The 23,978-nt window shown below is 60.3% G+C and carries 23 protein-coding genes; 12 read left to right on the top strand and 11 right to left on the bottom strand.

All coding sequences use genetic code 11. From position 1 onward, the window contains the following. The 3 genes from fahA to FHL07_RS13390 all read left to right on the top strand — a co-directional run bounded on the left by fahA (position 1) and on the right by FHL07_RS13390 (position 3,207). Positions 1–1,305 carry a fumarylacetoacetase gene (gene fahA / locus FHL07_RS13400; RefSeq protein WP_138738587.1) on the top strand — a complete coding sequence of 435 codons (1,305 nt, stop codon included), beginning with the start codon at positions 1–3 and terminating at the stop codon, positions 1,303–1,305. Positions 1,306–1,317: 12 nt separating this feature from the next. Beyond that, a complete protein-coding gene (maiA, locus tag FHL07_RS13395) occupies positions 1,318–1,956 on the top strand; it encodes a maleylacetoacetate isomerase (RefSeq protein ID WP_095001181.1) in 639 nt (212 codons plus the stop codon). A gap of 225 nt (positions 1,957–2,181) precedes the next feature. Then, entirely contained in the window at positions 2,182–3,207 is a 1,026-nt protein-coding gene (locus FHL07_RS13390) for a Leu/Phe/Val dehydrogenase (protein WP_095018259.1), read from the top strand. On the opposite strand, the gene FHL07_RS13385 is transcribed toward FHL07_RS13390, so the two are convergent. From FHL07_RS13385 to FHL07_RS13375, 3 genes are all read right to left on the bottom strand, one after another. Beyond that, entirely contained in the window at positions 3,183–3,575 is a 393-nt protein-coding gene (locus tag FHL07_RS13385; RefSeq protein WP_095018224.1) for a MerR family transcriptional regulator, read from the bottom strand. The two genes, FHL07_RS13390 and FHL07_RS13385, sit on opposite strands and share 25 nt — an antisense overlap. 30 nt (positions 3,576–3,605) lie before the next feature. Beyond that, positions 3,606–4,181, bottom strand: coding sequence for an NAD(P)H-dependent oxidoreductase (locus FHL07_RS13380; RefSeq protein WP_095001390.1), 576 nt, complete (start codon positions 4,179–4,181; stop codon positions 3,606–3,608). Between the two features lie 78 nt (positions 4,182–4,259). Then, positions 4,260–4,517: a YebG family protein gene (locus FHL07_RS13375; protein ID WP_016781842.1), complete on the bottom strand. Its 258-nt coding sequence runs from the start codon at positions 4,515–4,517 to the stop codon at positions 4,260–4,262. 269 nt (positions 4,518–4,786) lie between these two features. On the opposite strand from FHL07_RS13375, the gene FHL07_RS13370 reads away from it, so the two are divergent. Then, complete coding sequence (locus FHL07_RS13370; RefSeq protein WP_016781843.1) at positions 4,787–5,287, top strand: phosphate-starvation-inducible protein PsiE; 501 nt, start codon at positions 4,787–4,789, stop codon at positions 5,285–5,287. Between the two features lie 74 nt (positions 5,288–5,361). On the opposite strand, the gene FHL07_RS13365 is transcribed toward FHL07_RS13370, so the two are convergent. The 4 genes from FHL07_RS13365 to FHL07_RS13350 form a co-directional block, all read right to left on the bottom strand. Continuing rightward, complete coding sequence (locus FHL07_RS13365) at positions 5,362–5,790, bottom strand: HPF/RaiA family ribosome-associated protein (protein ID WP_095001183.1); 429 nt, start codon at positions 5,788–5,790, stop codon at positions 5,362–5,364. Positions 5,791–5,992: 202 nt separating this feature from the next. Continuing rightward, positions 5,993–8,329 (bottom strand): TonB-dependent Fe(3+) dicitrate receptor FecA, encoded by a 2,337-nt coding sequence (gene fecA / locus FHL07_RS13360; protein ID WP_138738586.1) that lies wholly within the window; start codon positions 8,327–8,329, stop codon positions 5,993–5,995. A gap of 226 nt (positions 8,330–8,555) precedes the next feature. Beyond that, positions 8,556–9,521 carry a FecR domain-containing protein gene (locus tag FHL07_RS13355; RefSeq protein ID WP_095020535.1) on the bottom strand — a complete coding sequence of 322 codons (966 nt, stop codon included), beginning with the start codon at positions 9,519–9,521 and terminating at the stop codon, positions 8,556–8,558. After that, the gene (locus FHL07_RS13350) at positions 9,518–10,006 is read right to left on the bottom strand and encodes a sigma-70 family RNA polymerase sigma factor (protein ID WP_095020536.1); all 489 of its coding nucleotides are present in this window, start codon (positions 10,004–10,006) and stop codon (positions 9,518–9,520) included. Before FHL07_RS13350 ends, FHL07_RS13355 begins: the two co-directional genes overlap by 4 nt. Positions 10,007–10,188: 182 nt before the next feature. Between FHL07_RS13350 and FHL07_RS13345 the strand changes: the two genes are divergently transcribed. From FHL07_RS13345 to FHL07_RS13335, 3 genes are all read left to right on the top strand, one after another. Further along, positions 10,189–10,743 carry an RNA polymerase sigma factor gene (locus FHL07_RS13345; protein ID WP_095018221.1) on the top strand — a complete coding sequence of 185 codons (555 nt, stop codon included), beginning with the start codon at positions 10,189–10,191 and terminating at the stop codon, positions 10,741–10,743. After that, on the top strand, positions 10,740–11,726 hold the full coding sequence (locus FHL07_RS13340) for a FecR family protein (protein WP_371926136.1): 987 nt from the start codon (positions 10,740–10,742) through the stop codon (positions 11,724–11,726). Before FHL07_RS13345 ends, FHL07_RS13340 begins: the two co-directional genes overlap by 4 nt. A 182-nt stretch (positions 11,727–11,908) precedes the next feature. After that, positions 11,909–14,326, top strand: a complete 2,418-nt coding sequence (locus FHL07_RS13335) for a TonB-dependent siderophore receptor (protein ID WP_138738609.1) — start codon at positions 11,909–11,911, stop codon at positions 14,324–14,326. 11 nt (positions 14,327–14,337) lie between these two features. On the opposite strand, the gene FHL07_RS13330 is transcribed toward FHL07_RS13335, so the two are convergent. Then, complete coding sequence (locus FHL07_RS13330) at positions 14,338–15,210, bottom strand: helix-turn-helix domain-containing protein (protein WP_095020539.1); 873 nt, start codon at positions 15,208–15,210, stop codon at positions 14,338–14,340. Positions 15,211–15,328: 118 nt separating this feature from the next. Between FHL07_RS13330 and FHL07_RS13325 the strand changes: the two genes are divergently transcribed. Beyond that, on the top strand, positions 15,329–16,225 hold the full coding sequence (locus FHL07_RS13325) for a DMT family transporter (RefSeq protein WP_095018257.1): 897 nt from the start codon (positions 15,329–15,331) through the stop codon (positions 16,223–16,225). Positions 16,226–16,337: 112 nt separating this feature from the next. Here the strand turns inward: FHL07_RS13325 and FHL07_RS13320 are convergent, their stop codons facing one another. Both FHL07_RS13320 and FHL07_RS13315 read right to left on the bottom strand, forming a co-directional pair. Then, on the bottom strand, positions 16,338–17,327 hold the full coding sequence (locus FHL07_RS13320) for a 2-hydroxyacid dehydrogenase (RefSeq protein ID WP_138738585.1): 990 nt from the start codon (positions 17,325–17,327) through the stop codon (positions 16,338–16,340). Positions 17,328–17,497: 170 nt separating this feature from the next. Further along, entirely contained in the window at positions 17,498–18,430 is a 933-nt protein-coding gene (locus FHL07_RS13315) for a LysR family transcriptional regulator (protein ID WP_095001197.1), read from the bottom strand. Between the two features lie 223 nt (positions 18,431–18,653). On the opposite strand from FHL07_RS13315, the gene FHL07_RS13310 reads away from it, so the two are divergent. The 4 genes from FHL07_RS13310 to FHL07_RS13295 are packed head-to-tail and all read left to right on the top strand — an operon-like array spanning position 18,654 to position 23,462. Continuing rightward, entirely contained in the window at positions 18,654–20,165 is a 1,512-nt protein-coding gene (locus tag FHL07_RS13310) for an efflux transporter outer membrane subunit (protein WP_138738584.1), read from the top strand. 46 nt (positions 20,166–20,211) lie between these two features. Continuing rightward, a complete protein-coding gene (locus tag FHL07_RS13305) occupies positions 20,212–22,398 on the top strand; it encodes an FUSC family protein (protein ID WP_095001199.1) in 2,187 nt (728 codons plus the stop codon). Beyond that, on the top strand, positions 22,388–22,588 hold the full coding sequence (locus FHL07_RS13300) for a DUF1656 domain-containing protein (RefSeq protein ID WP_016781859.1): 201 nt from the start codon (positions 22,388–22,390) through the stop codon (positions 22,586–22,588). Before FHL07_RS13305 ends, FHL07_RS13300 begins: the two co-directional genes overlap by 11 nt. Before the next feature lie 10 nt (positions 22,589–22,598). Next, complete coding sequence (locus FHL07_RS13295; protein ID WP_016781860.1) at positions 22,599–23,462, top strand: efflux RND transporter periplasmic adaptor subunit; 864 nt, start codon at positions 22,599–22,601, stop codon at positions 23,460–23,462. A gap of 109 nt (positions 23,463–23,571) precedes the next feature. On the opposite strand, the gene FHL07_RS13290 is transcribed toward FHL07_RS13295, so the two are convergent. Continuing rightward, positions 23,572–23,967: a DUF4440 domain-containing protein gene (locus FHL07_RS13290; RefSeq protein ID WP_095018217.1), complete on the bottom strand. Its 396-nt coding sequence runs from the start codon at positions 23,965–23,967 to the stop codon at positions 23,572–23,574. Between the last annotated feature and the right edge of the window lie 11 nt (positions 23,968–23,978).

Raw genomic sequence — 23,978 nt, 5'->3', positions numbered from 1 at the left:
ATGACCCAGTCCACTTTGACCCGCAGCTGGATCGCCTCCGCCAACGGCCACAGCGACTTCCCCCTGCAAAACCTGCCCTTGGGCATTTTCAGCATTGATGGCTCGGCGCCACGTAGCGGGGTGGCTATTGGCAATGCCATTTTCGACCTGGAAGCCGGGCTGGCAGCGGGGCTGTTTGAAGGTCAGGCCAAGATAGCCGTAGAGGCTTCGTTGGGCGGGGCGTTGAATAGCTACTTTGCCCTGGATCGGGGCGCCCGGGTTGCCCTGCGCGAGCGTTTGCAGGAACTGCTGGGGGAGGGCAGTTCCCTGCGCGGCAAAATCGAAGCCCAGGGTTCCCGCCTGCTGCCACTGGCAGCTGATTGCCAGATGCACCTGCCGGCCAAAATCGGCGACTACACCGACTTTTATGTGGGCATTGAGCACGCCAAAAACGTCGGCAAGCTGTTCCGCCCGGACAACCCGCTGCTGCCCAACTACAAGTATGTGCCGATTGGCTATCACGGGCGCGCCTCGACCATTCGCCCGTCCGGTGCCGAAGTTCGGCGCCCTAAAGGCCAGACCTTGCCTGCCGGGCAGACCGAGCCAACCTTTGGCCCGTGCGCCCGCCTGGACTACGAACTGGAACTGGGCATCTGGGTTGGCAAAGGCAATGACATGGGCGATGCCATCCCGGTCAGCGAAGCTGCAGAGCACATTGCCGGCTTCTGCCTGCTCAATGACTGGTCGGCACGGGACATCCAGGCCTGGGAATACCAGCCGCTGGGCCCGTTTCTGTCCAAAAGCTTTATCACCAGTATCTCGCCGTGGGTGGTGAGTGCCGAGGCGCTGGAACCATTCCGTCGCGCGCAACCGGCCCGTCCTGAGGGTGATCCACAGCCACTGGCTTACCTGCTCGATACCAGGGATCAGGCCAATGGCGCGCTGGATATCGAACTTGAAGTGCTGCTGCTGACCGAGGCGATGCGTGAGCAGAACCTGCCAGCCCATCGTCTGGGCTTGAGCAACAGCCTGAACATGTACTGGACCGCGGCCCAACTGGTGGCTCACCACAGCGTCAACGGCTGCCAGTTGCAGTCCGGTGACCTGTTCGGTTCGGGCACCTTGTCGGGCCCGGCCCGTTCGCAACTGGGCAGCCTGCTGGAAATCACCGAGGGCGGTAAACACCCGATAGAACTGGCTTCAGGCGAAGTGCGTAAATTTCTGGAGGATGGTGACGAAATCATCCTGCGTGCCCGCTGCGCCCGTGAAGGCCATGCTTCCATCGGTTTTGGCGAGTGCCGGGGCAAGGTTGTTGCCGCGCGCTAAAAGGAGCGGGTCATGGAACTCTTCACCTATTACCGCTCAACCTCGTCTTACCGGGTGCGTATCGCGCTGGCCCTGAAAGGGCTGGATTATCAGGCGGTGCCGGTCAATCTGCTCGTACCGGCTGGCGGTGAACACCGTCAGCCGGCGTATCTGGCCATCAACCCGCAGGGCCGCGTGCCGGCCTTGCGTACCGATGAAGGCTGCGTCTTGACCCAGTCGCCAGCAATCATCGAGTACCTTGAAGAGCGCTATCCCCAGGTGGCGCTGCTGTCCGCTGACCTCGCCACCCGCGCTCATGAACGGGGGGTAGCGGCTCTGGTTGCTTGTGATATCCACCCGTTGCACAACGTCAGCGTGCTCAATCGCCTGCGCCAGTTGGGGCAGGATGAGGAGCAGGTGGTGGAGTGGATCGGTCACTGGATCGGCCAAGGGCTGGCAGCCATCGAGCAGTTGATCGGTGACGAAGGTTACTGCTTTGGCGCGCAGCCCGGGTTGGCGGATGTGTATTTGATCCCTCAGCTGTACGCGGCGCAGCGTTTTGGCGTGCCAATGGCGGCGTACCCGCGCATTGCCCGAGTGGCAGCGCTGGCTGAGCAACACCCGGCCTTTATCCTGGCGCATCCGGCCAATCAGCCTGACACTCCGGCCTGACCTCACTCTGTGTGTGGGAGCGGGCTTGCTCGCGATCGAATCAACGCGGTCTTGCGTAATAACCGCATTACCTGCATCGCGAGCAAGCCCGCTCCCACAGAACCCTATCCCGCCGGGATATGTCCGAAACCCTGAAAACCGCGCAGGCTTATTCCTGAGCTCTTCAACGAATTTTCTGGCGCCACCTATACTGGCGTTTACCCATAATCGTTCGAGGGCCTGATGATGTTTGCTCTTATGCAAAGCGCTCAGCTCGAGTCGCTGCACCTTAGTGTAGACCCCGTTACAGGCCTTAAAGCCGTGATAGCCATCCACAACACTCGCCTGGGGCCAGCGCTGGGGGGCTGTCGTTATCTTGCTTACCCCAATGACGAAAGTGCAGTCGGTGATGCCATCCGCCTGGCCCAAGACATGAGCTACAAAGCCGCGCTGGCAGGGCTGGCTGTTGGAGGGGGGCAGGCTGTGGTGGTGCGTGCGGCCCACGTTGATAGTCGCGCGGCGCTGTTTGAGGCTTTTGGTCGCTGTGTGGACCAACTGGACGGGCGCTATATCACGGCAATTGACAGCGGCACCTCCACTGCCGATATGGACTGCATTGCCCAGCACACCCGGCATGTCACCAGCACCACTGCTGCGGGGGATCCTTCGCCGCATACGGCCATGGGGGTTTTTGCCGGCATTCGCAGCACCGCATCGTCGCGATTGGGTAGCGACAACCTCGAAGGTTTGCGGGTGGCGGTGCAGGGCCTGGGCAAAGTGGGTTACGCGCTGGCCGAACAGCTGCATGCTGCGGGCGCCGAATTGCTGGTCTGCGATACCGACCCCGGCAAAGTGCGCCTGGCCATGGAACAACTGGGGGCGCACCCGATTGCCTGCGAAGCCTTGCTCAGCACACCCTGCGATATCCTTGCGCCGTGTGGTCTGGGCGGCGTATTGAACTGGCACAGCGTCGCGCAACTGCGCTGCTCGGCTGTGGCCGGGTGTGCCAATAACCAGCTGACCAATCTACAAGTGGCCGATCAGCTCGAGCGGCGGGGGATTTTGTATGCCCCGGATTACGTCATCAATTCCGGCGGGCTGATCTATATGGCCCTGACCCATGAAGGTGCCGCCCCCGAGGCCATCAACCAGCAGTTGCTGCAGATCAGTCAGCGCCTGACCGGCATCTATGCTCACGCCCAGGCCGAAAAGCGTTCACCGGCACGGGTTTCGGACGAGCTGGCTCATCAATTGTTGTACCCCAAGGACTGAACACAGGCCAGGTCCAGTTCCGGGCCTTCCATGGCAAAGCGTGTTTCAAACTCTTCCAACCCCGCATGCACCTGTTGCAACGCTTCGATCTGATTCATTACGGCGTGTTTTTTGCGGGCGATGGCGTTGCTCACGACCTCCCATGGCAGCGTCTGGCCGCGGTGTTGATCAAGGATGGCCTGCATTTCCTTGAGCTTGAAGCCCAGCTGTTGCGCGCATTTGATAAATGTCAGCAGTTCAACGCTTTGCTCGCTGTAGATGCGATAAGCGCCACGGCGTTGCGGTGCAGGTAACAGGCCGATTTCTTCGTAGTGGCGAATGCTTTTGACGGTGGTGCCCGACAATTGGGCGGCTTTGCCGATGTACATGAAAAGTCCTTTTAATCGCCGCCCGCCGAATTATCGAGTGGCGAGCTTGCGTGCCTCTAGAAGCCAGGCGTCTCTTTGATGAGGCGTGGCGTTCAGGATGGGGCCAAACGTCAGGGTGGCGGTGGGTTTTATGCCACAGAACGCCAGTGTGGTTTTGCGTATCTGATGCAACCCCGGCATGCGGTACACCCATCTGTAGTACCACGGCGGGGTGTCCATCGTCACCAGCAGGTGCGCGCTGCGGCCTTTCAGTAGCTTGTCGGGGAAAGCCTTGCCCTTGCGGTATTGAAAGGCAAAACCGGGCAGCAGGATGCGATCGAAAAAGCCTTTGAGCAATGCGGGGATTCCGCCCCACCAGATCGGGTAGACCAGCACCAGGTGTTCGGCCCAGAGGATGTTGGCCTGGGCGTGGAGCAGGTCAGGCTCCAGTGCCTGGACCTCCTGATAGCCTTCGCGCAGCACCGGGTCGAAGCGCAGGGCGCCCAGGCGCATGATGCGTACTTCATGGCTGGCATCCTTGGCGGCAGCTATGTAGCTGTCTGCCAGTGCGCTACAGAAACTGTTCGTGCCGGGGTGACCGAGAATCACCAGTACTCGCTTGCTCATCATGACGCCAACCTCAAAGGGGGCATTTGAGGGTAGAGGCTGCCCCGTAGGGGAGAGTCAAGCGAGAACCGGGGGCGATTACTCGCTGTCGACCAGCAACTCGGACAGGGCGTCCGGCTGGCTCTTGAATGCCTTGGCAAACACATCGCGATTTTTCGCCATGTAGATACCGGCTTCTTCGACTTGCTGCTCGTTCAGGGACGGCACAGCTTTTTGCAACACTTCGGCCAGCAACTCTGCCAGTTCCAGCATTTTGTCATGACGGTCAGCTTCGGCTTTATCCATGAACAAACGCTCCAGATCTCGGCTGCTGCGGTATACCACTTCGACGGCCATTTACCACCTCATATGCCTTCACGTAAATTATCTAGCGATTACTGTATTTATATACAGCTAAAAGGATAAGCCAATCATCGGGATTTGAATAGCGGCTTTTTCACTCTAGCTGTAATTGATAGGCGCAGCGGGCGCCCGACGTGTCTAATTGCCGCCCGCCATCATCTTAAGTGAGCAGCATCAGGCTGCCACATGGCCTTTTTTCTGCATGTTAAAAGCGTCATGTGCATCGCGGATGATCCGTTCGAGTCGATTCAAGGAGCTGCATCGTGAGAGTTAACAAAGCTGAGAAGCTACGTCGCCAGGTTCATGAACTGGCCGAGTCGATGGGCAACCTGTTCGTCGAAACCTTCCATTACCTGGCATTGTTTGCCATTGGCGCGGTCACTGCCTGGGCGGCGGTGATGGAATTCCTGGGAATGGTGGAGAAGGGCAACATCACGATTGATGACATCCTGCTGCTGTTTATCTACCTCGAGCTGGGGGCAATGGTCGGGATATATTTCAAGACCAACCACATGCCCGTGCGCTTCCTGATTTATGTGGCGATCACGGCGCTGACCCGCTTGCTGATTTCCAATGTGTCCCATCACAACCCGCCAGACATGGGGGTGGTGTACCTGACCGGGGCGATCCTGTTGCTGGCCTTCGCCATTCTGGTGGTGCGCTATGCGTCTTCGCAGTTCCCGTCGGTGAAGATCGAGAACCCTCATCGCAAGACCGGTGCCGGTTCCGGCGAGCATCCGGAAGTGGAGAAGGGGGAATTGTAAGTCGATTTTACATATGAAAAAGGGCGGGCTTACCAAGGTAAGCCCGCCCTTTTTTGTGCCTCACTGACGTTCAATCAGCTGATCTTGTCGAGTTCCTTTTCTTTCTCCAGGAACTCTTCTTCAAGCAAGTCATCAGCGGTCTGCTTTGGCTCTTTTGCCTCAAACCCTTCCGGGGCGAGGGTCACTGTACGTTTGCCACGCAGCTTGCCGAACAGGTGCTCCAGAGCGTGCTCCAGTTTTTGAGCAGCACCCTCCACAGCCTGGGTCAGTGAATCAGCGTCGTGGGATACGAGAATTGGCTGGTGTCCTTTAGGTCGAGCCTCCATTTTGCAGCGTTTGTCCTTGGGACCGGACTTGCCGCCATTTTCATCACTGAGATGGACCTCGACCCGGGTCAGATCTTCCAAATGGCGTTCGAGCGTGACTTCAACAGTAGCGGTGACCCAGTCCTGGGTGCGTTTGTCACTGTCGATGTGTTTATCGGAAAAGACGTGAGTAAGCATAGTTCTTCCCTTATATAAGCGTGCTCGTGTGAGGTCTGACGGCCTTGGGTGTACAAAGGTTCATCGTCATCGCTCAGTTACAGTGTTTGGGCCGATGAGCAAATATTTCAAGCACTATTTTCAGGAAGTCTTTCAAGTCGTGACCGGTGTCAGTCTTTGCCTGTAGGAAAAGCCCGCGTGTGCGGGCTTTAGCCAATTTAAATCAAAATGCGACAGAGGTTTGTAGATAGAGCGTGCGTGGCTCGCCCACGTATTTGCCCTTGTTGTTGTCGTCAAACGAGCGGGTGTAGTACTCGTGGTTGAGGATGTTTTTGACCCCCACAGCCACGTTAAGGTCGGACAGCTGGTGGCCAAAGTCATAGCCCACACGGCTGTTGAAGACCATATAGCCTGGGATCAAACCGGTGCTGCCGTCAGCGCTTTCGGCGCGGGTATTGGCGTTGTCGGCGAACTGGTTGCTCTGGAAGGTGCTGTCCAGGTTGGCTTTCCACGGCCCCTCGGTATAGCCGACGCCGATGCTGCCTTTGTTTTTCGAGGAGAACGGCACACGATTGCCTTTGTTCGGCCCATCTTCGCGGATGGTCGCGTCAACATAGGCATAGGTGGCGTATACGTCGAAACCCGCCAGTACCGGGCTCAGGCCATCCAGCGCGTAGTTGACGCTGGCCTCGATGCCCTGATGACGGGTCTTGCCCCGTGCGATCACCGTGTCGGTGGTTTGGTTGCTGTCGTACTGGTTGTTGAAGTTGATCAGAAATGCGCCGATCTCCGCGCGCAGGTTGCCATTGTCGTAGCGAGTGCCAATTTCCCAGGTGCGCGCTTTTTCCGGTTTTACCTCGCCGCCGGTAACGCGATTGGGCATCTGGCTGTACTGCACGCTGCCGAAGGAGCCTTCGGTGTTGGCATACAGATTCCAGCTGTCGGTCACGTGGTACATCACGTTCAGGGCGGGAAGCGGAGTGTTGTAGTCGCCCTTGTATTTGACGTTGGTCAGCAAGTTGGTTTGCTGTTGTTCAATCATTTCGTAGCGAATGCCCGGAGTGAAGGTCCATTTGCCGATGTCGATCTTGTCGTCGATAAAGAATGCATGGGCTTCGGTGGCACCACGGGTGTCGCGGTCATTGCGGCTGTTGGTGGTGGGCAGTTCATTGGCGGCAATCGGCGTGCGGTAGCGCAACTCATGGCCGGCTTCGTTGATATAACGATAACCTGCGCCCACTTCGTGGCTGCTGTTGCCCAGATCAAAGCCCTGGGCTATGCGGGTTTCGATCCCGCGCACCCAGTATTCCCGCGGTGACAGCGAGAGGAAGCTGCCCTGGTCCAGATAGCCGCTGCGCAGGGTCTTGGTGAAGAAGCTGTTGACGGTGAATTCACGGCGATCTTCCTGGTAGCGATAGCCAAAGTTGACCAGGGTGCGACGGCCCCAGAACTTGTCGTTGGGGCGGGTCGACTGATACGGGTCAGCCTTGTAGGCCGCGGTGCTCAGGCCGCCGGGCATGTCGGCTTCACCATCGTAGTACTGGGCCATGGCGTGCAGGCTGTTGGCTTCGTCGATCTGGTAGTTGCCCTTGAGGATCAGGTCGTCGATGCGCGTGTCGCTATGCTGGCGCCAGTCGCCGCCGCGCACGCCGGAATACAGCAGGGCGCCGCCGAGGCCGTTGTCGGCGGTGCCGCCGGCCAGCAGGTTGGCGGTTTTCTTGAAGCCATCCTGGGTGGACGATGGGCTGGTTTCGGTTTGCAGGCCAACTTTTACAGTCGGTTCGTCAGGAATGGCGCGGGTCACGAAGTTGACGATACCGCCGACGTTCTGCGGGCCATACCGCACGGCACCGCCGCCACGCACTACGTCTACCGCATCCATATTGCCCATGCTGATGGGGGCAAACGACAGCTGCGGCTGACCGTAGGGGGCGAAGGGCACGGGAATGCCGTCCATCAACACGGTGGAACGGGTTGCCAGGCGTGGGTTTAACCCACGGATACCAAAGTTGAGCGCCATGTCGTGGCTGCCGGTACCGTTGTTTTCCGGGGCGTTGACGCCCGGGATGCGATTGAGCACTTCGCGGGCGCTGGTAGCGCCCTGGCGTTCAAACTCTTCGCGGCGGATCACGTCGCGGGCGCCGGGGTGTTCGAACACATCGGTTTGCGCCGCGTCGCCGAGCCAGTCACCCACCACGCTGGAAGCGCCCAGCTCAATGCTTGCCGGAGCTGTCGAGGTGGTTGCAGGTTGCAGGCTGAATGCCCCCAGGCCTTCAGCGCGGGCTTGCAGGCCAGTGCCTTCAAGCAGGGCCTGCAAGCCTTGTTCTGGATCGTAGGTGCCTTCCAGGCCCTTGCTCTGAATACCGCTGGCGGCGGCGGAGCTGAACGAAATCAGCACCCCGGCTTCGCGTCCGAATTGGTTGAGAGCGTTTTCCAGCGATGACGGTGCGATGTGGTAAGCCTTGGCGTCGGCAAATGCCATCGGCAGGACGCTGAAACTCAAACTGGCACCTAATAGCAAGCGGGCCAGGGACGTAAGACGGAAGGGCTGAGCGGGCATGAGGGATCCTGTGGGGATGAGAATCTAAGTGGCTTACCTTCTCTGTCACGCCAGATCCGAAATCGGCTCACATTTTTTGAAAATAAAATGCACACCCTTTGTGGGAGCGGGCTTGCTCGCGATTGGATCGCCGTGGTGTGACTGGCAGACCGCGTTGTTGCCATCGCGAGCAAGCCCGCTCCCACAACAAGCTCGCTGCTACAACACGTCCGTTTGCACAGAGCCGTTACACCCGCGCTTCAACCGTTACCCAATAGCGGGTAAAGCGCTTGATTCGCACTGGCAAGCTGACGGCAAGCAGGTCCAGCACGCGTTCGCTGTCGTCCACCGGGTAGGTGCCGGAGATCAGCAGGTCGGCGACTTTTGGGTCGCAGTTGAGCTGGCCCCGGCGATAGCGGCCCAGTTCGACGAGAAAATCCGCCAGGCGCATATGCGCAGCAACCAGCATGCCGTCGGTCCACGCACCGCTCCCCGCATCCAGAGGGCGCGGGGTGTTCCAGGCCAGGCGGGTGAAGCTCAGTTGCTGGTGCGGCTCAACCCACAATGCACTACCCGTATGCGCCGTTGGCATCAACGCAACCCGGCCCTCGAACACGGCGATTTCAGTGCGGTCGCCAAATTGGCGCACATTCAGGCGCGCCGCCTGGGGTTGCACGGTGCCTTGGGCAGTACGAACCAGCAGTGGGCGAGAATCCCGGGCGGCAGTCAGCAGCATTTCGCCTTCGAGCAGGCGGATGACTCGTTGCTGGGCATCGAATTTCACATCCACCGCGCTGGCGGTGTTGAGCTGGAGCTGGCTGCCATCATGCAACTGCAGGTTGCGCCGCTGGCCTACCGGTGTGCTGAAATCTGCCAGCAGCGGGTTGACGGGCAACTGCTCGCGCAGGCCCCAGGTCAATGCCGAGCCTGCGCCTAAAAGCAGCAACAGCTTCAATGCCTGACGGCGGCTGCTGCTTTTGGGCGCGTTCAGGGCCGCATGGGCCAGTGGCGACGACAAACCGCGCAAGCGCTGGTTGATGCGCTGGATATGCTCCCACGCCCGCTGGTGTTCAGGATGGGCGTGTAACCATTGCTCCCAGGCCTGCTGGCGCCTGGGACTGAGCGCACCGCCCTGCATTTCGACCAGCCAGCTGACTGCTTGCTCGGCCACCGCCGTGCCGATGTCGGGCGGTGCATTGAAGGCACCGTTCACAGGGCGAAGTAGCAACGCAGGGCTGCCTTGCTCAAATGACGTTTGACCGTGGCAATCGAGATACCCAGTTGAGCGCCGATTTCTGCGTAGCCCAGGCCATCGACCTGAGCCAGTAAAAAGGCCCGTTTGACCGGGGAAGGCAGGCCGTCGAGCAATTGATCGAGCTCCATCAGGGTTTGCAGAATGATTGCGCGTTCTTCTTCACTGGGGGCAACCTGTTCGGGCAGGTCAGCCAGGGCCTGCAGGTAGGCGCGCTCCAGATCCTGGCGGCGATAGTGATTAAACAGCACGCGCTTGGCGACCACGGTCAAAAACGCCCGGGGTTCGCCAGGGGCCGGGGTTTCGCGGGCGGTCAGCAGCCGCATGAAAGTGTCCTGGGCCAGGTCGGCGGCATTCTGCGGGCAGCCGAGCTTGCGCCGTAACCATCCCGTGAGCCAGCTGTGGTGGTCCTGATACAGAACCTCGACGATGTTTGACTGCGACAACGACCACTCCGGCTGCGCTGAATAACGCTTTAGAGAACAAGAATTGTTCGCATTGTAGGGGTGGCTTTATGCATTGAGCAATCACCACTTATCAAGGGCGGTCGCGCAGCCCGTCATCTGCTTTTGCATATGAGAATATTTATCATTAGTATCGCTTTCCTTTTGCCTGCGCATCGGTCTCCATGACCCCACCCGAACTCAAGGATGGCCCTACCAGCGAACCGCGCCAGGGACGAGCGCATTTCCTGCAGGTGTTTCTTAGCCAACGTCCGCAGATGGAAGCGCTGGTGAGCCGCCGCGTGGGCTGCCGGGCTACGGCCGCGGATCTGGTGCAGGATTTGTTTTTGCGGTTTTGGCGGCGGCCGTTGGTGCAGGTTGAAGAGCTGAGCACCTATCTGTTGCGCTGTGCGGGCAATATCGCCATCGACCATTTGCGCAGCGAAGGTACGCGCGAGCGGGTCAGCCATCACTGGCAGCCTGAACCGGACGCCAGAAGCTGCGAGCCCCAGGCCGCTCTTGAAGCCGGAAATGACTTGCGCCAGGTCGAGGCGGCATTGCGCAGCCTGCCCGAGCGCACGCGGCATATCTTTTTGCTCAACCGTATTCACGGTCGCACCTATGCCGAGATCGCCAAGGTCATGGGCGTGTCGCAAAGTGCTGTCGAAAAACACATGATGCGTGCCCTGGAGGCCTGCAAGGCCAGTCTGCGTGAGCCGCCATCAGGGACAGCATTGTGAACCGCCATTCGAGAGTTGCCGTGACAGCCGAGCAAGAGCGTGCCGCGTTGGACTGGCTCAGTGTGCTGCACGACCGGCCCGACAGTGGCGATCAGGCCACCTTCAGTCGCTGGCTGCAGGCTGACCCTGCCCATGCCGAGGCCTATGCCCAGGCGCAGGTGGTGTGGGAGCTGAGTGAAGTGGCGGCCAGTACCCTGGCTGACGAAGAGTCGCTGGCCCTTCAGCGATACCTGTCGGCTATGGATACATCCCGGCGCGGTCGCCTGCGGCATTGGGCCGGTGGGTTGGCCATTGCTGCATGCCTGCTGCTGATGGTCGGTGTATTTGCCGGTTGGCAACCGGCGCGCTGGGTGGACGATCTGGGCGCGGACTATGTGAGCGCGCCTGGGCAAGTGCGCACTGTGGTGCTGGCCGATCAAACGCAGGTCACGCTGGATGCCGACAGCGCCATTGCGGTGAACTTCAGTGGTGGTGAACGCCATGTGCAATTGCGCCGTGGCGTGGCCTTCTTTCACGTCACCCATACCGGCGCGCCCTTTGTGGTAGATGCCGACGGCGGTGAAGCGCGGGTCCTGGGCACCGAATTTGAGGTGCGCCTGCAACCGGGCGGGGCGCAAGTCACGGTGTTGTCCGGGCGGGTAGGGGTCAAGGCTGGCAAGGATTCGGCTCAGCAGATTCTTACTGCCGATCAGCAAATTGCCTACGACGCTGGGGTTACCGATGCAGTGCATCACGTTGACAGCCAGAGCCGCCTGGGCTGGCGCTCGGGCTGGTTGAGCTATTACAAAACCCCGCTGGCTGATGTCGTGGCCGATCTCAGGCGTTATTACCCGGGGCAGATTGTGTTGCTCAACAGCCAGTTGGGTGCCAGGAAAATCAGCGGCAGTTTCCCCAGCCAGGACCCGCAAGCCGTACTCAATTCGTTGCAGGGCGTGCTCGGATTTGAGCAGCACAGTGTGTTAGGACTGATTGTGTTGCGTTGACGCGCCCTCCACATATCCCTGTGGGAGCGGGTTTGCTCCCACCGTTTTCCCACAGGCGGTCTGTGGCGCCATCGCGGATTTTTTTTCATTGCGTGGTGAGGTAAACCCCGGCCCCATCCGTGTAGTGCTTGAAAATGCGAAAAATTCGTATTCCGTATCAGGTCAACACACAGGTCATGAGCATGAAGTCCAGGGCAAGTTCGGTGAAACAGTGGTTGGGAGCTTCTGCATTCGTGATGGCCGGGTTGGCGCTAAACCCGCTTTATGCGGCCATGGCTGCCGAGGCGCCGCAACAGCAGGCGGGTGCATTGTTTGATTTCAACCAGCCGGCCAAACCACTGCCCCAGGCGCTCAACGACTTTTCCCGGCTGACCGGCCTGAGCGTGGTCTACACCGATGAAGCCCCCTTTGGCCTTCAGGCTCCGGCGATCAAGGGGCGCATGAGCGCCGGGCAGGCTTTGCAGCAGTTGCTCGCGCAGTCTGGCTTCAATGGGCGGCGTACCGACGCCAACACCTTTGCCCTCGAACCCCAGCCCACCGCAGGCGCCCTGAACCTGGGGGCCACCAGCATTACCTCGCTGGCCACAACCGACACCAGCTACCAGCCGCCAGCCACCACTTCGGTGATGCGCGGCACGGGCTCATCCATGGAAGTGCCGCAAACCATCAATGTGGTTGCCGCTCAGGTGATTCGCGATCAGGCGCCGCGCAATCTGGATGATGCCCTGAACAATGTCAGCGGCATCACCCAGGGCAACACGCTGGGCAGTACCCAGGACTCGGTGATGAAGCGCGGCTTTGGTGACAACCGTGACGGTTCGATCATGCGCGACGGTATGCCGCTGGTGCAGGGCCGGGCGATGAACGCTGCCACCGAACGGGTCGAAGTGCTCAAGGGGCCGGCCTCGTTGCTCTACGGGATTCAAGATCCGGGTGGTGTCGTCAACGTGGTCAGCAAAAAGCCGCAGCTGGAGCAGTACAACGCGGTGACGGTGCGTGGGTCAACCTATGGCTCGGGTAAAAACGGCGGCGGTGGCAGCCTCGACAGCACCGGCCCGCTGGGTGATTCGGGGCTGGCCTACCGGATGATCATCGACCATGAAGATGAAGATTACTGGCGCAATTTTGGGGTGCATCGCGAAACCCTGATCGCGCCGTCGCTGGCCTGGTACGGCGACAACACCCAAGTACTGCTGGCGTACGAACACCGCGAGTTCCTGACCCCCTTCGACCGTGGGACGGCCATCAATCCGGCGACCAACCATCCGCTGGACATTCCGGCCACGCGCCGCCTGGACGAGCCGTTCAACAATATGGAAGGGCGCTCGGACCTGTACCGCCTTGAAGTCGATCACGACCTCAACGACGACTGGAAAGCCCATTTCGGCTACAGCTGGAACCGCGAAACCTACGACGCCAGCCAGGTTCGGGTTACCAAGGTCAACTCCGACGGCACCCTGACGCGCAAAATGGACGGCACCAAAGGTGCCATCACCACCGACCGTTTCAGCACCTTCAGCTTGCAGGGCAAGGTTCAGGCCGCTGGCATGCAGCATGACCTGGTGTTTGGCGTGGACGACGAATACCGCAAAATCTATCGCGCCGAGCTGATCCGCCAGGACAGCCAGTCCACGTTCAATTACGAAAACCCGGTGTACGGCAATGAAGTCGCCGGTACCACCGTGAGCGCCAGTGACAGCAACCAGACCGACTTGCTGCGCAGCGACTCGTTGTTTGCCCAGGACTCGATCCACCTCACCGACCAATGGATTCTGGTGGCGGGCGCACGCTTTCAGAAGTACGACCAACTGGCGGGCAAAAGCATTCCGTTCAAGGCCAGCACCGATACCAACGGGGTGAAATGGATCCCGCGGGCCGGGCTGGTATACCGCTACACCGATGAGCTGTCGTTCTATGGCAGCTACACCGAATCGTTCAAGCCCAACTCCTCGATCGCTCCGCTGACGGGCGGCGTAGTACTGGACTCCTCCATCGCCCCGGAGCAGTCAAAATCCTGGGAACTGGGGGCCAAGCTGGATATCCCGGGCCGTATCACTGGCACCCTGGCCTTGTACGACATCAAAAAGCGCAATGTGCTGGTGTCCTCCACGGTGGACGATGTCACCGCCTATTCGGCCGCGGGTGAAGTTCGTTCCCGGGGCCTGGAACTGGACGTCAGCGGCCAGCTGACGGACCAGTGGAGCCTGATCGGCAGCTATGCCTACACCGATGCCGAGGTGACCAAAGACACCACCTACCAGGGCATGCGCCTGCAAAACGTGGCCAAGAACAGCGGTTCGCTGTCGGCGGTGTATGACTTTGGCAGCATCGTGGGCGGTGACAAACTGCGCATAGGCGCGGGCGCGCGCTATGTGGGCGAAAGGGCGGGGGATGCCCTGAACGACTTCGATCTGCCGGGTTACACCGTGGCCGATGCCTTTGCCACCTACGACACCAAGGTTGAGGGGCAAAAGGTCAAATTCCAGGTCAACGTCAAAAACCTTTTCGACCGCACTTACTACACCTCGGCGGCCAGCCGCACCTTTGTCTCCATCGGCGATGCGCGGCAACTCACATTTTCCAGCACTCTGGAGTTCTAAGGCCGCCAGGGTTACCTGAACACCGCCCGAAACTCCCCCGGCGTGCCGCCCAGGCTTTGCTTGAAGCGGTTGGCGAAGTGGCTGGCGCTGGCGAAGCCACAGGCCAGTGCAACATGGCCCAACGCCAGTGTGCTGTTGCGCAGCAGGTCGCGGGCGCGGGCCAGGCGGCGGGCCAGCAGGTATTGATGGGGTGGTACGCCAAAGCTTTCGCGGAACATGCGGGCAAAGTGGTAAGGCGATAGCGCGCACTGCGCTGCCAACTGGCCGATGTTCAGCGGTTCGGCCAGCCGGTGCTCGATGTATTCCACCAGTTGGCGGCGCTGATAGGCCGCCAGCCCGCCCTTGAGTTGCAGCCCGTCACGCAGCCCCACCTGGGTCAGTACGGCATGGTCGAGCAGGGCGCTGGCCAGGCTGCTGGTGAGCAGGCGTTCGGCGGGCTCGTCCCAGTTGGTCTGGATCAGTTGATGAAAGCGGCGGGTTTGCTGTTCGTCATCCTGAAAGGTCAGTTCCCGCAATTGCATCTCCCGGGGTTCGCGGTCGAGCAGGGCGATGCAGCCCAGGGCAAATTGCTCCTGGCTGACATACACATGGGCCAGGCGTATTTCGCCATTGATCACCCACGCCGATTGATGATCGGCGGGCAGCACGCAGAGCTTGCCCGGTGAGCCCTTGGCGCCCGGTTGCTCGCGTCTGAAAGTACCGGTGCCGCCGGAGATATAGCACGACAAGGTGTGGTGCGTCGGTGCTTCATACTCACGGGCATCGTGGTGGTTGGTCCACACAGCAGCGGCCATGCCTTCACCCAGCTCGGCACTGTGCACCAGACGGGCATTGGGCGAGCTGTTCATGGACTGGAAGACTTGCAGGGTATCGAATGCGGGCATGCTCGCATCCTACTCCGTCGCACTGCGGCTGCCAGCCCCGGGCTAACAAAAGCGCAAGAATCTGCAAGTGCGGCCCAGGCAGCGGGCCCAGACTGAAGGCCATTGTCTGGAGTGCGCCATGAACCTGTTTTTATATGTAATGACTGTCTTGATCTGGGGCACCACCTGGATCGCCCTGAAATTGCAATTGGGGGTGGTGGCGATACCGGTGTCCATCGTTTACCGCTTTGGTCTGGCGGCGTTGGTGCTGTTTGCCGTGCTGTTGCTCAGCCGCAAGTTGCAGGTGATGAACAGGCGCGGGCATCTGATTTGCCTGGCCCAGGGGTTGTGCCTGTTCTGTGTCAACTTCATGTGTTTCTTGACCGCCAGCCAGTGGGTGACCACAGGCCTGATCGCGGTGGTGTTTTCTACCGCCACATTGTGGAATGCGCTGAATGCGCGGATTTTCTTCAAGCAGAAAATCGCCCGCAACGTGATCGCTGGCGGTGCCCTGGGCATGCTCGGGCTGGGCCTGTTGTTCTGGCCGGAATTGAGCGGGCATGCCGCCACACCGCATATTGCCCTCGGACTGGGGCTGGCGTTGATCGGAACCCTGTGTTTTTCGGCGGGCAACATGCTGTCCAGCCTGCAACAGAAAGCCGGGCTCAAGCCGCTGACCACCAATGCCTGGGGCATGCTGTATGGTGCCAGCATGCTGGCGGTGTACTGCGCGCTAAGGGGTATCCCGTTCGAAATGGAATGGAACACGCGCTATATCGGTTCGCTGTTGTACCTGGTGATACCGGGCTCGGTGATCGGCTTTACCGCGTACCTGACCCTGGTCGGGCGCATGGGGCCGGAGCGCGCGGCCTATTGCACGGTGTTGTTCCCGCTGGTGGCGCTGAATGTGTCGGCCTTTGCCGAAGGCTACCAGTGGACCCCCCCGGCGTTGGCCGGGTTGGTGCTGGTGATGCTGGGTAACGTGCTGGTGTTTCGCAAACCCAAGCCGGTGGCATTGAACGCCAAGCTGGCGTGAGTCTGTAACCTCCTGTGGGAGCGGGCTTGCTCGCGATGGCAGCGACGCGGTGTATCAGTCACACCTCGGCGATCCAATCGCGAGCAAGCTCGCTCCCACAACAGACCTTGCCTCAGCCCTTGAACACCTGCGGGTTGACCAGGTCTTGCGGGCGTTCGCCCAGCAGGGCGCTGCGCAGGTTGGCCAGGGCGCGGTTGGCCATCGCCTCACGGGTTTCGTGGGTGGCCGAGCCGATATGGGGCAGGGTCACGGCGTTTTTCAACGCGAACAAAGGTGATTCGCTCAGCGGTTCTTTCTCGTAAACATCCAGGCCAGCGCCGCGAATGGTGCCGTTTTGCAGGGCTTCGATCAGTGCCGGTTCGTCGACCACCGGGCCACGGGAGATATTCACCAGAATAGCGCTCGGCTTCATCAGCTTGAGTTCGCGCTGGCTGATCAGATGCCGGGTTTTTTCGCTCAATGGCACCACCAGGCAGACGAAGTCCGCTTCGGTCAGCAACTGGTCGAGGCTGCGAAATTGCGCGCCCAGCTCTTGCTCAAGAGCGGTCTTGCGGCTGTTGCCGCTGTACAGGATTGGCATGTTGAAACCCAGCCGGCCACGACGGGCAACGGCTGCGCCGATATTGCCCATGCCGACGATACCCAGGGTCTTGCCGTAGACATCGCTGCCGAACAGGGCGGGTGGCACGCTGGCTTGCCATTGGCCGGCCTTGGTCCAGGCGTCAAGCTCGGCGACCCGACGGGCGCTGCTCATGATCAGGGTAAAACCCAGGTCGGCGGTGCTTTCGGTCAGCACGTCCGGGGTATTGGTGAGCATGATGCCGCGTTCGTTGAAGTAGTCGACATCGTAGTTGTCGTATCCCACCGAGACACTGGAGACGACCTCCAGCTGCCGGGCATGTTCCAGTTGCTTGCGCCCCAGTTTGCGGCCGACGCCGATCAGACCGTGGGCGTGGGGCAGTGCCTCTTCGAATTGGGCGTTGATATCGCCCAGCTTGGGGTTGGGCGCGATGACGTTGAAATCCTGTTGCAGGCGCTCGATCATCGCGGGGGTGACGCGGCTGAAGGCAAGTACGGTTTTCTTGGTGCTGGAAAGGCTCATCTGAACAAGACTCATCGGCTGTCGGGAATGTAAGCACGCTAACATTCTCGCCCGCCCGCTGCCAATCCTTGACCTGTGGGAGCGGGCTTGCTCGCGATTGGATCGTCGGGGTGTGGCAGATACACCGCGTTGTAGCAATCGCGAGCAAGCCCTCTCCCACAAAATCGCAATCAGCTATAGGTGGCCAGTTCAGTCTGATGCGCCGCCAGAATTTCCGGCAGCGAGCTTTTCAAGTATTCGACCCAGGTCTTGATCTTGGCATCCAGGTACTGGCGCGACGGGTAGATGGCGTACAGGTTCAGTTCCTGGGAGCGGTACTTGGGCAGCATGCGCACCAGCGTGCCGTTGCGCAGGCCTTCGATGGCGGCGTACACCGGCAGCACGCCGACACCCATGCCGCTGGTGATCGCGGTTTTCATCGCGTCGGCCGAGTTGACCAGAAACGGCGAAGAGTTGATCAGCACCATTTCCTGGCCTTCCGGGCCTTCAAACACCCATTTGTCCAATGCAATCACCGGGCTGACCAGGCGCAGGCAGGAATGGTTGAGCAGGTCGCTGGGCTTGGTTGCCGTGCCATTGGCTTTCACATAGCCGGGCGATGCACAGACGATGCTGTAGGTGATGCCCAGGCGCTGGGACACAAAACCCGAGTCCGGCAGCTCGCTGGCCAGCACGATGGACACGTCGTAGCCCTCGTTGAGCAGGTCCGGCACGCGGTTGGCCAGGGTCAGGTCGAAGGTCACGTCGGGGTGGGTCTTGCGGTAGCGGGCAATGGCGTCGATCACGAAGTGCTGGCCGATGCCGGTCATGGTGTGCACTTTCAATTGCCCGGCAGGGCGCGAGTGGGCGTCGCTGGCCTCGGCTTCGGCTTCCTCAACGTAGGCCAGGATTTGCTCGCAGCGCAGTAAATAGCGTTTGCCGGCTTCGGTCAGGGCGATGCGGCGGGTGGTGCGGTTAAGCAGGCGTGTTTGCAGGTGGGCCTCAAGGTTGGAGACCGCGCGCGAGACGTTGGCAGTGGTGGTGTCCAGCATGGCGGCAGCGGCCGTGAAACTTCCGGCTTCGGCCACACAACTGAAGGCGCGCATGTTTTGCAAAGTGTCCATGAAGTGCTCTCAAGGGGCGATATAGGGGACAGCAACCAATTACACAGCAACAAATTGTGACATGAAGTTTCAGGCTTTACAGGCCGCTTTTCATTCGACCAACGGATTATCCCAAGAACGGTAATAAAGATTCACATTTATGCCCGCTTATCGTTGTGCCTGCCAAGTCATAGACTTCTCTATCTCAAGCCTCATCCTCCCTCCTTTTCAGGAATTTGCAGCAGTGCAGCGTCGCATCAGCAGAGAGCTTAAAGCCCTCAGTGTTCTGGCTTTATCGTTAGCATTAAACGGCTGCATTGGTTTTGGTGGCATCGCGCCCAAGGGCAGCATGCTTCCCGCCAATACGCTGGCCACCGACGAGGCGATTCAAAGCGCCGCGAAAGACGCGAACTGGCCCAAAGCCCAATGGTGGCACGCTTATGGCGACCCGCAACTGGATGAGTGGATCAGCCTTGCCGTACAGGGTAGCCCAACGATGGCAATGGCTGCAGCCCGTGTGCGTCAGGCCCGGGCCATGGCCGGGGTTGCCGAGTCGGCCGAGTCGCTGCAAATCAACGCAGATTCGACGCTCAAACGGCACAACTGGCCCTCGGACCAATTCTATGGCCCGGGTGCATTGGACAACTCCACAACCTGGGACAACAACGCCGCGCTGGGCTTCAGCTTTGCCCTGGACTTGTGGGGCCGCGAAAGCAATGCCACAGAGCAGGCCGTGGACATGGCGCACATGAGTGTGGCCGAAGGTCGTCAGGCCCAGCTCGAACTGCAGAACAACGTGATTCGTGCCTATATCCAGCTGTCGCTGCACTACGCCCAACTCGATATCGTCGAATCGACTCTGCACCAGCAAGAACAGATTCTCGATCTGGCAAAAAAGCGTCTGGACGGCGGTATCGGCACCCATTTTGAAGTCAGCCAGGCGCAGGCGCCGCTGCCCGAGATTCATCGCCAGATTGACGCCCAGGAAGAAGAAATCGCCTTGACCCGCAACCAGTTGTCGGCGCTGGCCGGCAAGGGCCCGGGGGAGGGTGCACGCCTCAAGCGACCAACCCTCGCCCTGGCCACTGCACTGAAACTGCCGTCGAGCCTTCCTGCTGAACTGCTGGGACAGCGTCCTGATGTGGTTGCCAGCCGCTGGGAAGTGGCAGCCCAGGCCCGCGGCATCGATGTGGCGCACGCCGGTTTCTACCCCAACGTAGACCTGGTGGGCAGCATCGGCTTTATGGCCACCGGTGGTAGCGCGCTGGGTTTTCTGACCGGCAAGAAGCTCAACTACAACGTTGGGCCGGCCATTTCCCTGCCGATCTTCGATGGCGGTCGCTTGCGCTCGGAACTGGGCGTGGCCTCTGGTGGCTATGACATGGCCGTGGCCAAGTACAACCAGACCCTGGTGACTGCGCTCAAGGGCATTTCCGATCAGTTGATCAAGCGCGAGTCGATGGAAAAACAGCAGGTCTTTGCCGCCGAGTCGGTGCAGGCCGCGCAAAAAACCTACGACATCGCCGTGGTCGCGTTCCAGCGTGGTCTGACCGACTACCTCAACGTGCTCAATGCACAAACCCTGCTGTTCAAGCAGCAGCAGATCCAGCAGCAGGTCCAGGCCGCCCGCCTGAGCGCCCACGCCGAGCTGGTGACGGCGCTGGGTGGCGGCCTTGGTGCTGGCAACGATGTGCCCAGGGACGATCGCTATGTGCCCGACAAACCGCCGGCCGTCATGGCGCTGTTCAACCACTGAACCTGACCACCAATCCCCCTCGATGGCTAATTTTGAGAGCCTGTAGATGAACCACTTGCCCGCCCCGGTACGCTGGCTGTATTCCCTGGAATGGCGCCGTGGATTTTTTGACTGGGCACGCAGCGATGGCGTGACCTGGGTGCATATTTTCAAAGTGCTGGTCGCCGCCTTTCTGACCCTGTGGCTGGCCATGCGCCTTGAGCTGCCGCAACCGCGCACCGCCATGATCACTGTCTTTATCGTGATGCAGCCGCAAAGCGGCCAGGTGTTCGCCAAAAGCTTTTACCGGTTTTTGGGCACCCTGACCGGCTCGGCGGTAATGGTGGCGCTGATCGCCCTGTTCGCGCAGAACACCGTGCTGTTTCTCGGTGCGATGGCGATCTGGGTGGGCATCTGCTCCGCCGGTGCTGCTCGCTGCCGCAACTTCCGTGCTTATGGTTTTGTGCTGGCCGGTTACACCGCTGCAATGGTCGGCCTGCCTGCTCTGGCCCACCCCGATGGCGCCTTTATGGCCGCGGTGTGGCGGGTGCTGGAGATCTCGCTGGGCATTCTCTGCTCCACCGTGGTCAGCGCTGCGATCCTGCCCAAAACGGCTGGCGCAGCAATGCATGACGCGCTGTACAAACGCTTTGGCGTATTTGCCGGTTTTGTTGCCGAAGGCCTGCGTGGCCAGTCCTCCCAGGAGGCCTACGAGGCCAGCAACGTGCGTTTTATCGGTGAAAGCGTGGGCCTCGAAGGCATGCGCAGCGTGACCGTATTTGAAGACCCGCATATGCGTCGTCGCAGTGGCCGCCTGAGTCGTTTGAACAGCGAGTTCATGGCCATTACTACGCGCTTCAATGCCTTGCACCAGTTGCTTGCACGTTTGCGCAGCCGTGGTGTGGTGGACGTAGTGTCGGCCATCGAGCCGGAGCTGGAGATCCTGGCGCAGTTGCTCGACACCTATGCCGGTCGCTCGTTGACGGATAAAGACGCGGCTTTGCTCGCCGAGCAACTGGATGCCTTCAAGGCGAGCCTGCCAGGGCATGTCCGTGCGTTGCGGGTCAGGTTTCTGCAAAGCGAACCCAGCCCGTCTGACTTCCTCGACTTCAACACCGCCTACGAGCTGCTGTTCCGCTTTGTCGACGACCTGCACAACTACGCGCTGACCCACGCCTCGCTGGCCGATCACACCCACGAACGGGAGCGTTGGGACCAACCGTTTATTTCGCAGACCAACTGGTGGTCGGCGGCCGCTTCCGGGATTCGGGCAGCGTTTATTCTGGCCGTGCTCGGCACCTACTGGGTGATGACCGCCTGGCCCAGCGGCGCCATGATGACCCTGATCGCCGCCGCTACAGTGGGCTTGTCGGCAGCCACGCCCAACCCCAAACGCATGGCTTTTCAGATGGCCTGCGGGACCTTCCTGGGGGCGTTGATCGGCTTTGTCGAAATGTTTTTCGTGCTGCCTCATATCGACGGTTTCCCGCTGTTGTGTCTGGTGCTGACGCCGGTGATCGTGCTCGGTTCGTTCCTCACGTCGCGGGCCAATTACGCGGGTGTCGGCCTGGGCTTGCTGATTTTTTTCAGCACCGGCTCGGTCCCCGACAACCTGACGATCTACAACCCGTACCAGTTCATCAACGACTACATCGCGATGGTCATGGGCATGCTGGTCTGTGCGGCTGCCGGCGCGATTATCCTGCCGCCCAACAGCCGCTGGTTGTGGAGCCGTCTGGAGCAGGATCTGCGTGAACAGGTGGTGTATGCCATCAGTGGCAAGTTACGTGGCCTGAGTTCCAGCCTGGAAAGCCGTACCCGTGACCTGATGCATCAGGCTTACGGCCTGGCCGCCGGCAAGCCGCAGGTGCAACGCCAATTGCTGCGCTGGATGTTTGTGGTGCTGGAAGTCGGCCACGCAATTATCGAGCTGCGCAAGGAGCAGGCGATCCTGCCGGTTCACCCGGCGTATGCCGAGGCCCAGCCGTGGCGCCAGGCCATCCGGGTCATGGGCCGGGCGCTGGTGCGGCTGTTTATCGCCCCCAGCGAAAGCAACCTGGAGCGCGCGCTGATTGCCGTCGACCACGCCATCAGCCGCGTGCAGTCTACCGACGAACCCTTTGCCCGCAACTTCGATACCTCGGCGTTGGTGCGGGTGCAAAGCTACCTGCATTTTATTCGTACATCACTGCTTGACCCGCAATCGCCGCTGGCCGCTTATGCCCAGCCGCAAGGACTTGAACATGCCTCGTGAAATCGCCTTCCACGGCGTCTACATGCCCACCATGACCCTGATGTTTTTTATCGCGGCGGGGTTGGCATGGGGCTTTGACCGACTGTTTTCCGGCTACGACCTGTACCGCTTCTTCTGGCACCCGGCGCTGCTGCGCCTGAGCCTGTTTGCTTGTCTTTTTGGCGCCATGGCGCTCACTGTTTACCGTTGAGACCGATCCGATGAAAAAGTTCTTCAGCCTGCTTGCCACCTTGCTGGTTTTGGCCCTTGCGATATGGATCGGCCGAACCCTGTGGGAACATTACATGAACACCCCGTGGACCCGTGATGGACGGGTGCGGGCCGATATCATCAACGTCGCGGCCGACGTCAACGGCTATGTGGTCGGCGTGCCGGTCAAGGACAACCAGTTGGTGAAAAAGGGCGACGTGCTGCTGGAAATCGACCCTGAGCACTACGAAATCATGGTCAAGCAAGCCCAGTCGCTGGTGGCCTCCCGCAAGGCAACCTGGGAAATGCGCAAGGTCAACGCCCATCGTCGGGCTGACATGGACAGCCTGGTGATTTCCCGCGAGAACCGTGACGACGCCAGCAACATCGCCGACTCGGCCCTGGCCGACTATCAGCACGCCCTGGCGCAGCTGGACGCGGCGCAGCTCAACCTCAAGCGCACCAAGGTCCTGGCCACGGTCGATGGTTACGTGACCAACCTCAATGTGCATCGCGGCGACTATGCGCGGGTGGGTGATCCGAAAATGGCCGTGATCGACCAGGATTCGTTCTGGGTCTATGGCTTCTTTGAAGAAACCAAACTGCCGCATATCCGCGTGGGCGACAAAGCCGATCTGCAAATGATGAGCGGTGAAGTGTTGAAGGGCCACGTTGAAAGCATCTCGCGGGGTATATACGACCGCGATAACCCCGAAAGCCGTGAGCTGGTGGCTGACGTTAACCCGACGTTCAACTGGGTGCGTCTGGCCCAGCGGGTACCGGTGCGGATCCATATTGACGAGATCCCCGATGGCTTCCTGCTGGCCGCGGGTACGACCTGTACGGTGATCGTGGATCAGGGCAAGGCCGAGTAAAGTTAATGCGGGAGCGGGCTTGCTCGCGATGGCCTCGACGCGGTTTAACTGAAACACCGCAGTGACGGCATCGCGAGCAAGCCCGCTCCCACAAGCGCGAGGCCGGGGTTCAAGCCGCGCAAAACGTCTCGTGCAAATGCCGCCACAGTATCTTGCCGTCGGCGTCTTTCTCGAATACCACGGTGGCGCGGCGGTCGGTGCGGTTGCCGTTGTGTTCCTCCTGCAGCTCGCGGTAGCTGACTACTGCACCACCTGGATGCAGGGCAATGCCCTTGAACTCGCTGAGGGTGATGTTCAGGCCCGGGCGCGCACCGCGCAGTTGTTCAAACAGTGTTTCTACGCCGTTGGCGTCCAGCACGTTGCCGCTGGGGGCAATCATCGAAAACTGCGGCGAAAACCGCGCCAGCAATACCGGCAGCACGCCGGGTTCCAGACCGGAAAACCAGCCTTCAATTTCGACGTGGGTTTCGCTTACCAGGTCGAAGTAGCGCTTATAGTCACTCATCAAAATCTCCA

The organism is Pseudomonas sp. FSL W7-0098, assembly GCF_005930585.1.
Taxonomy (GTDB): Bacteria; Pseudomonadota; Gammaproteobacteria; order Pseudomonadales; family Pseudomonadaceae; genus Aquipseudomonas; species Aquipseudomonas bubulae.
Note: the sequence above shows the minus strand (reverse complement) of the source record. Positions and strands in the feature narration are given on the sequence as shown.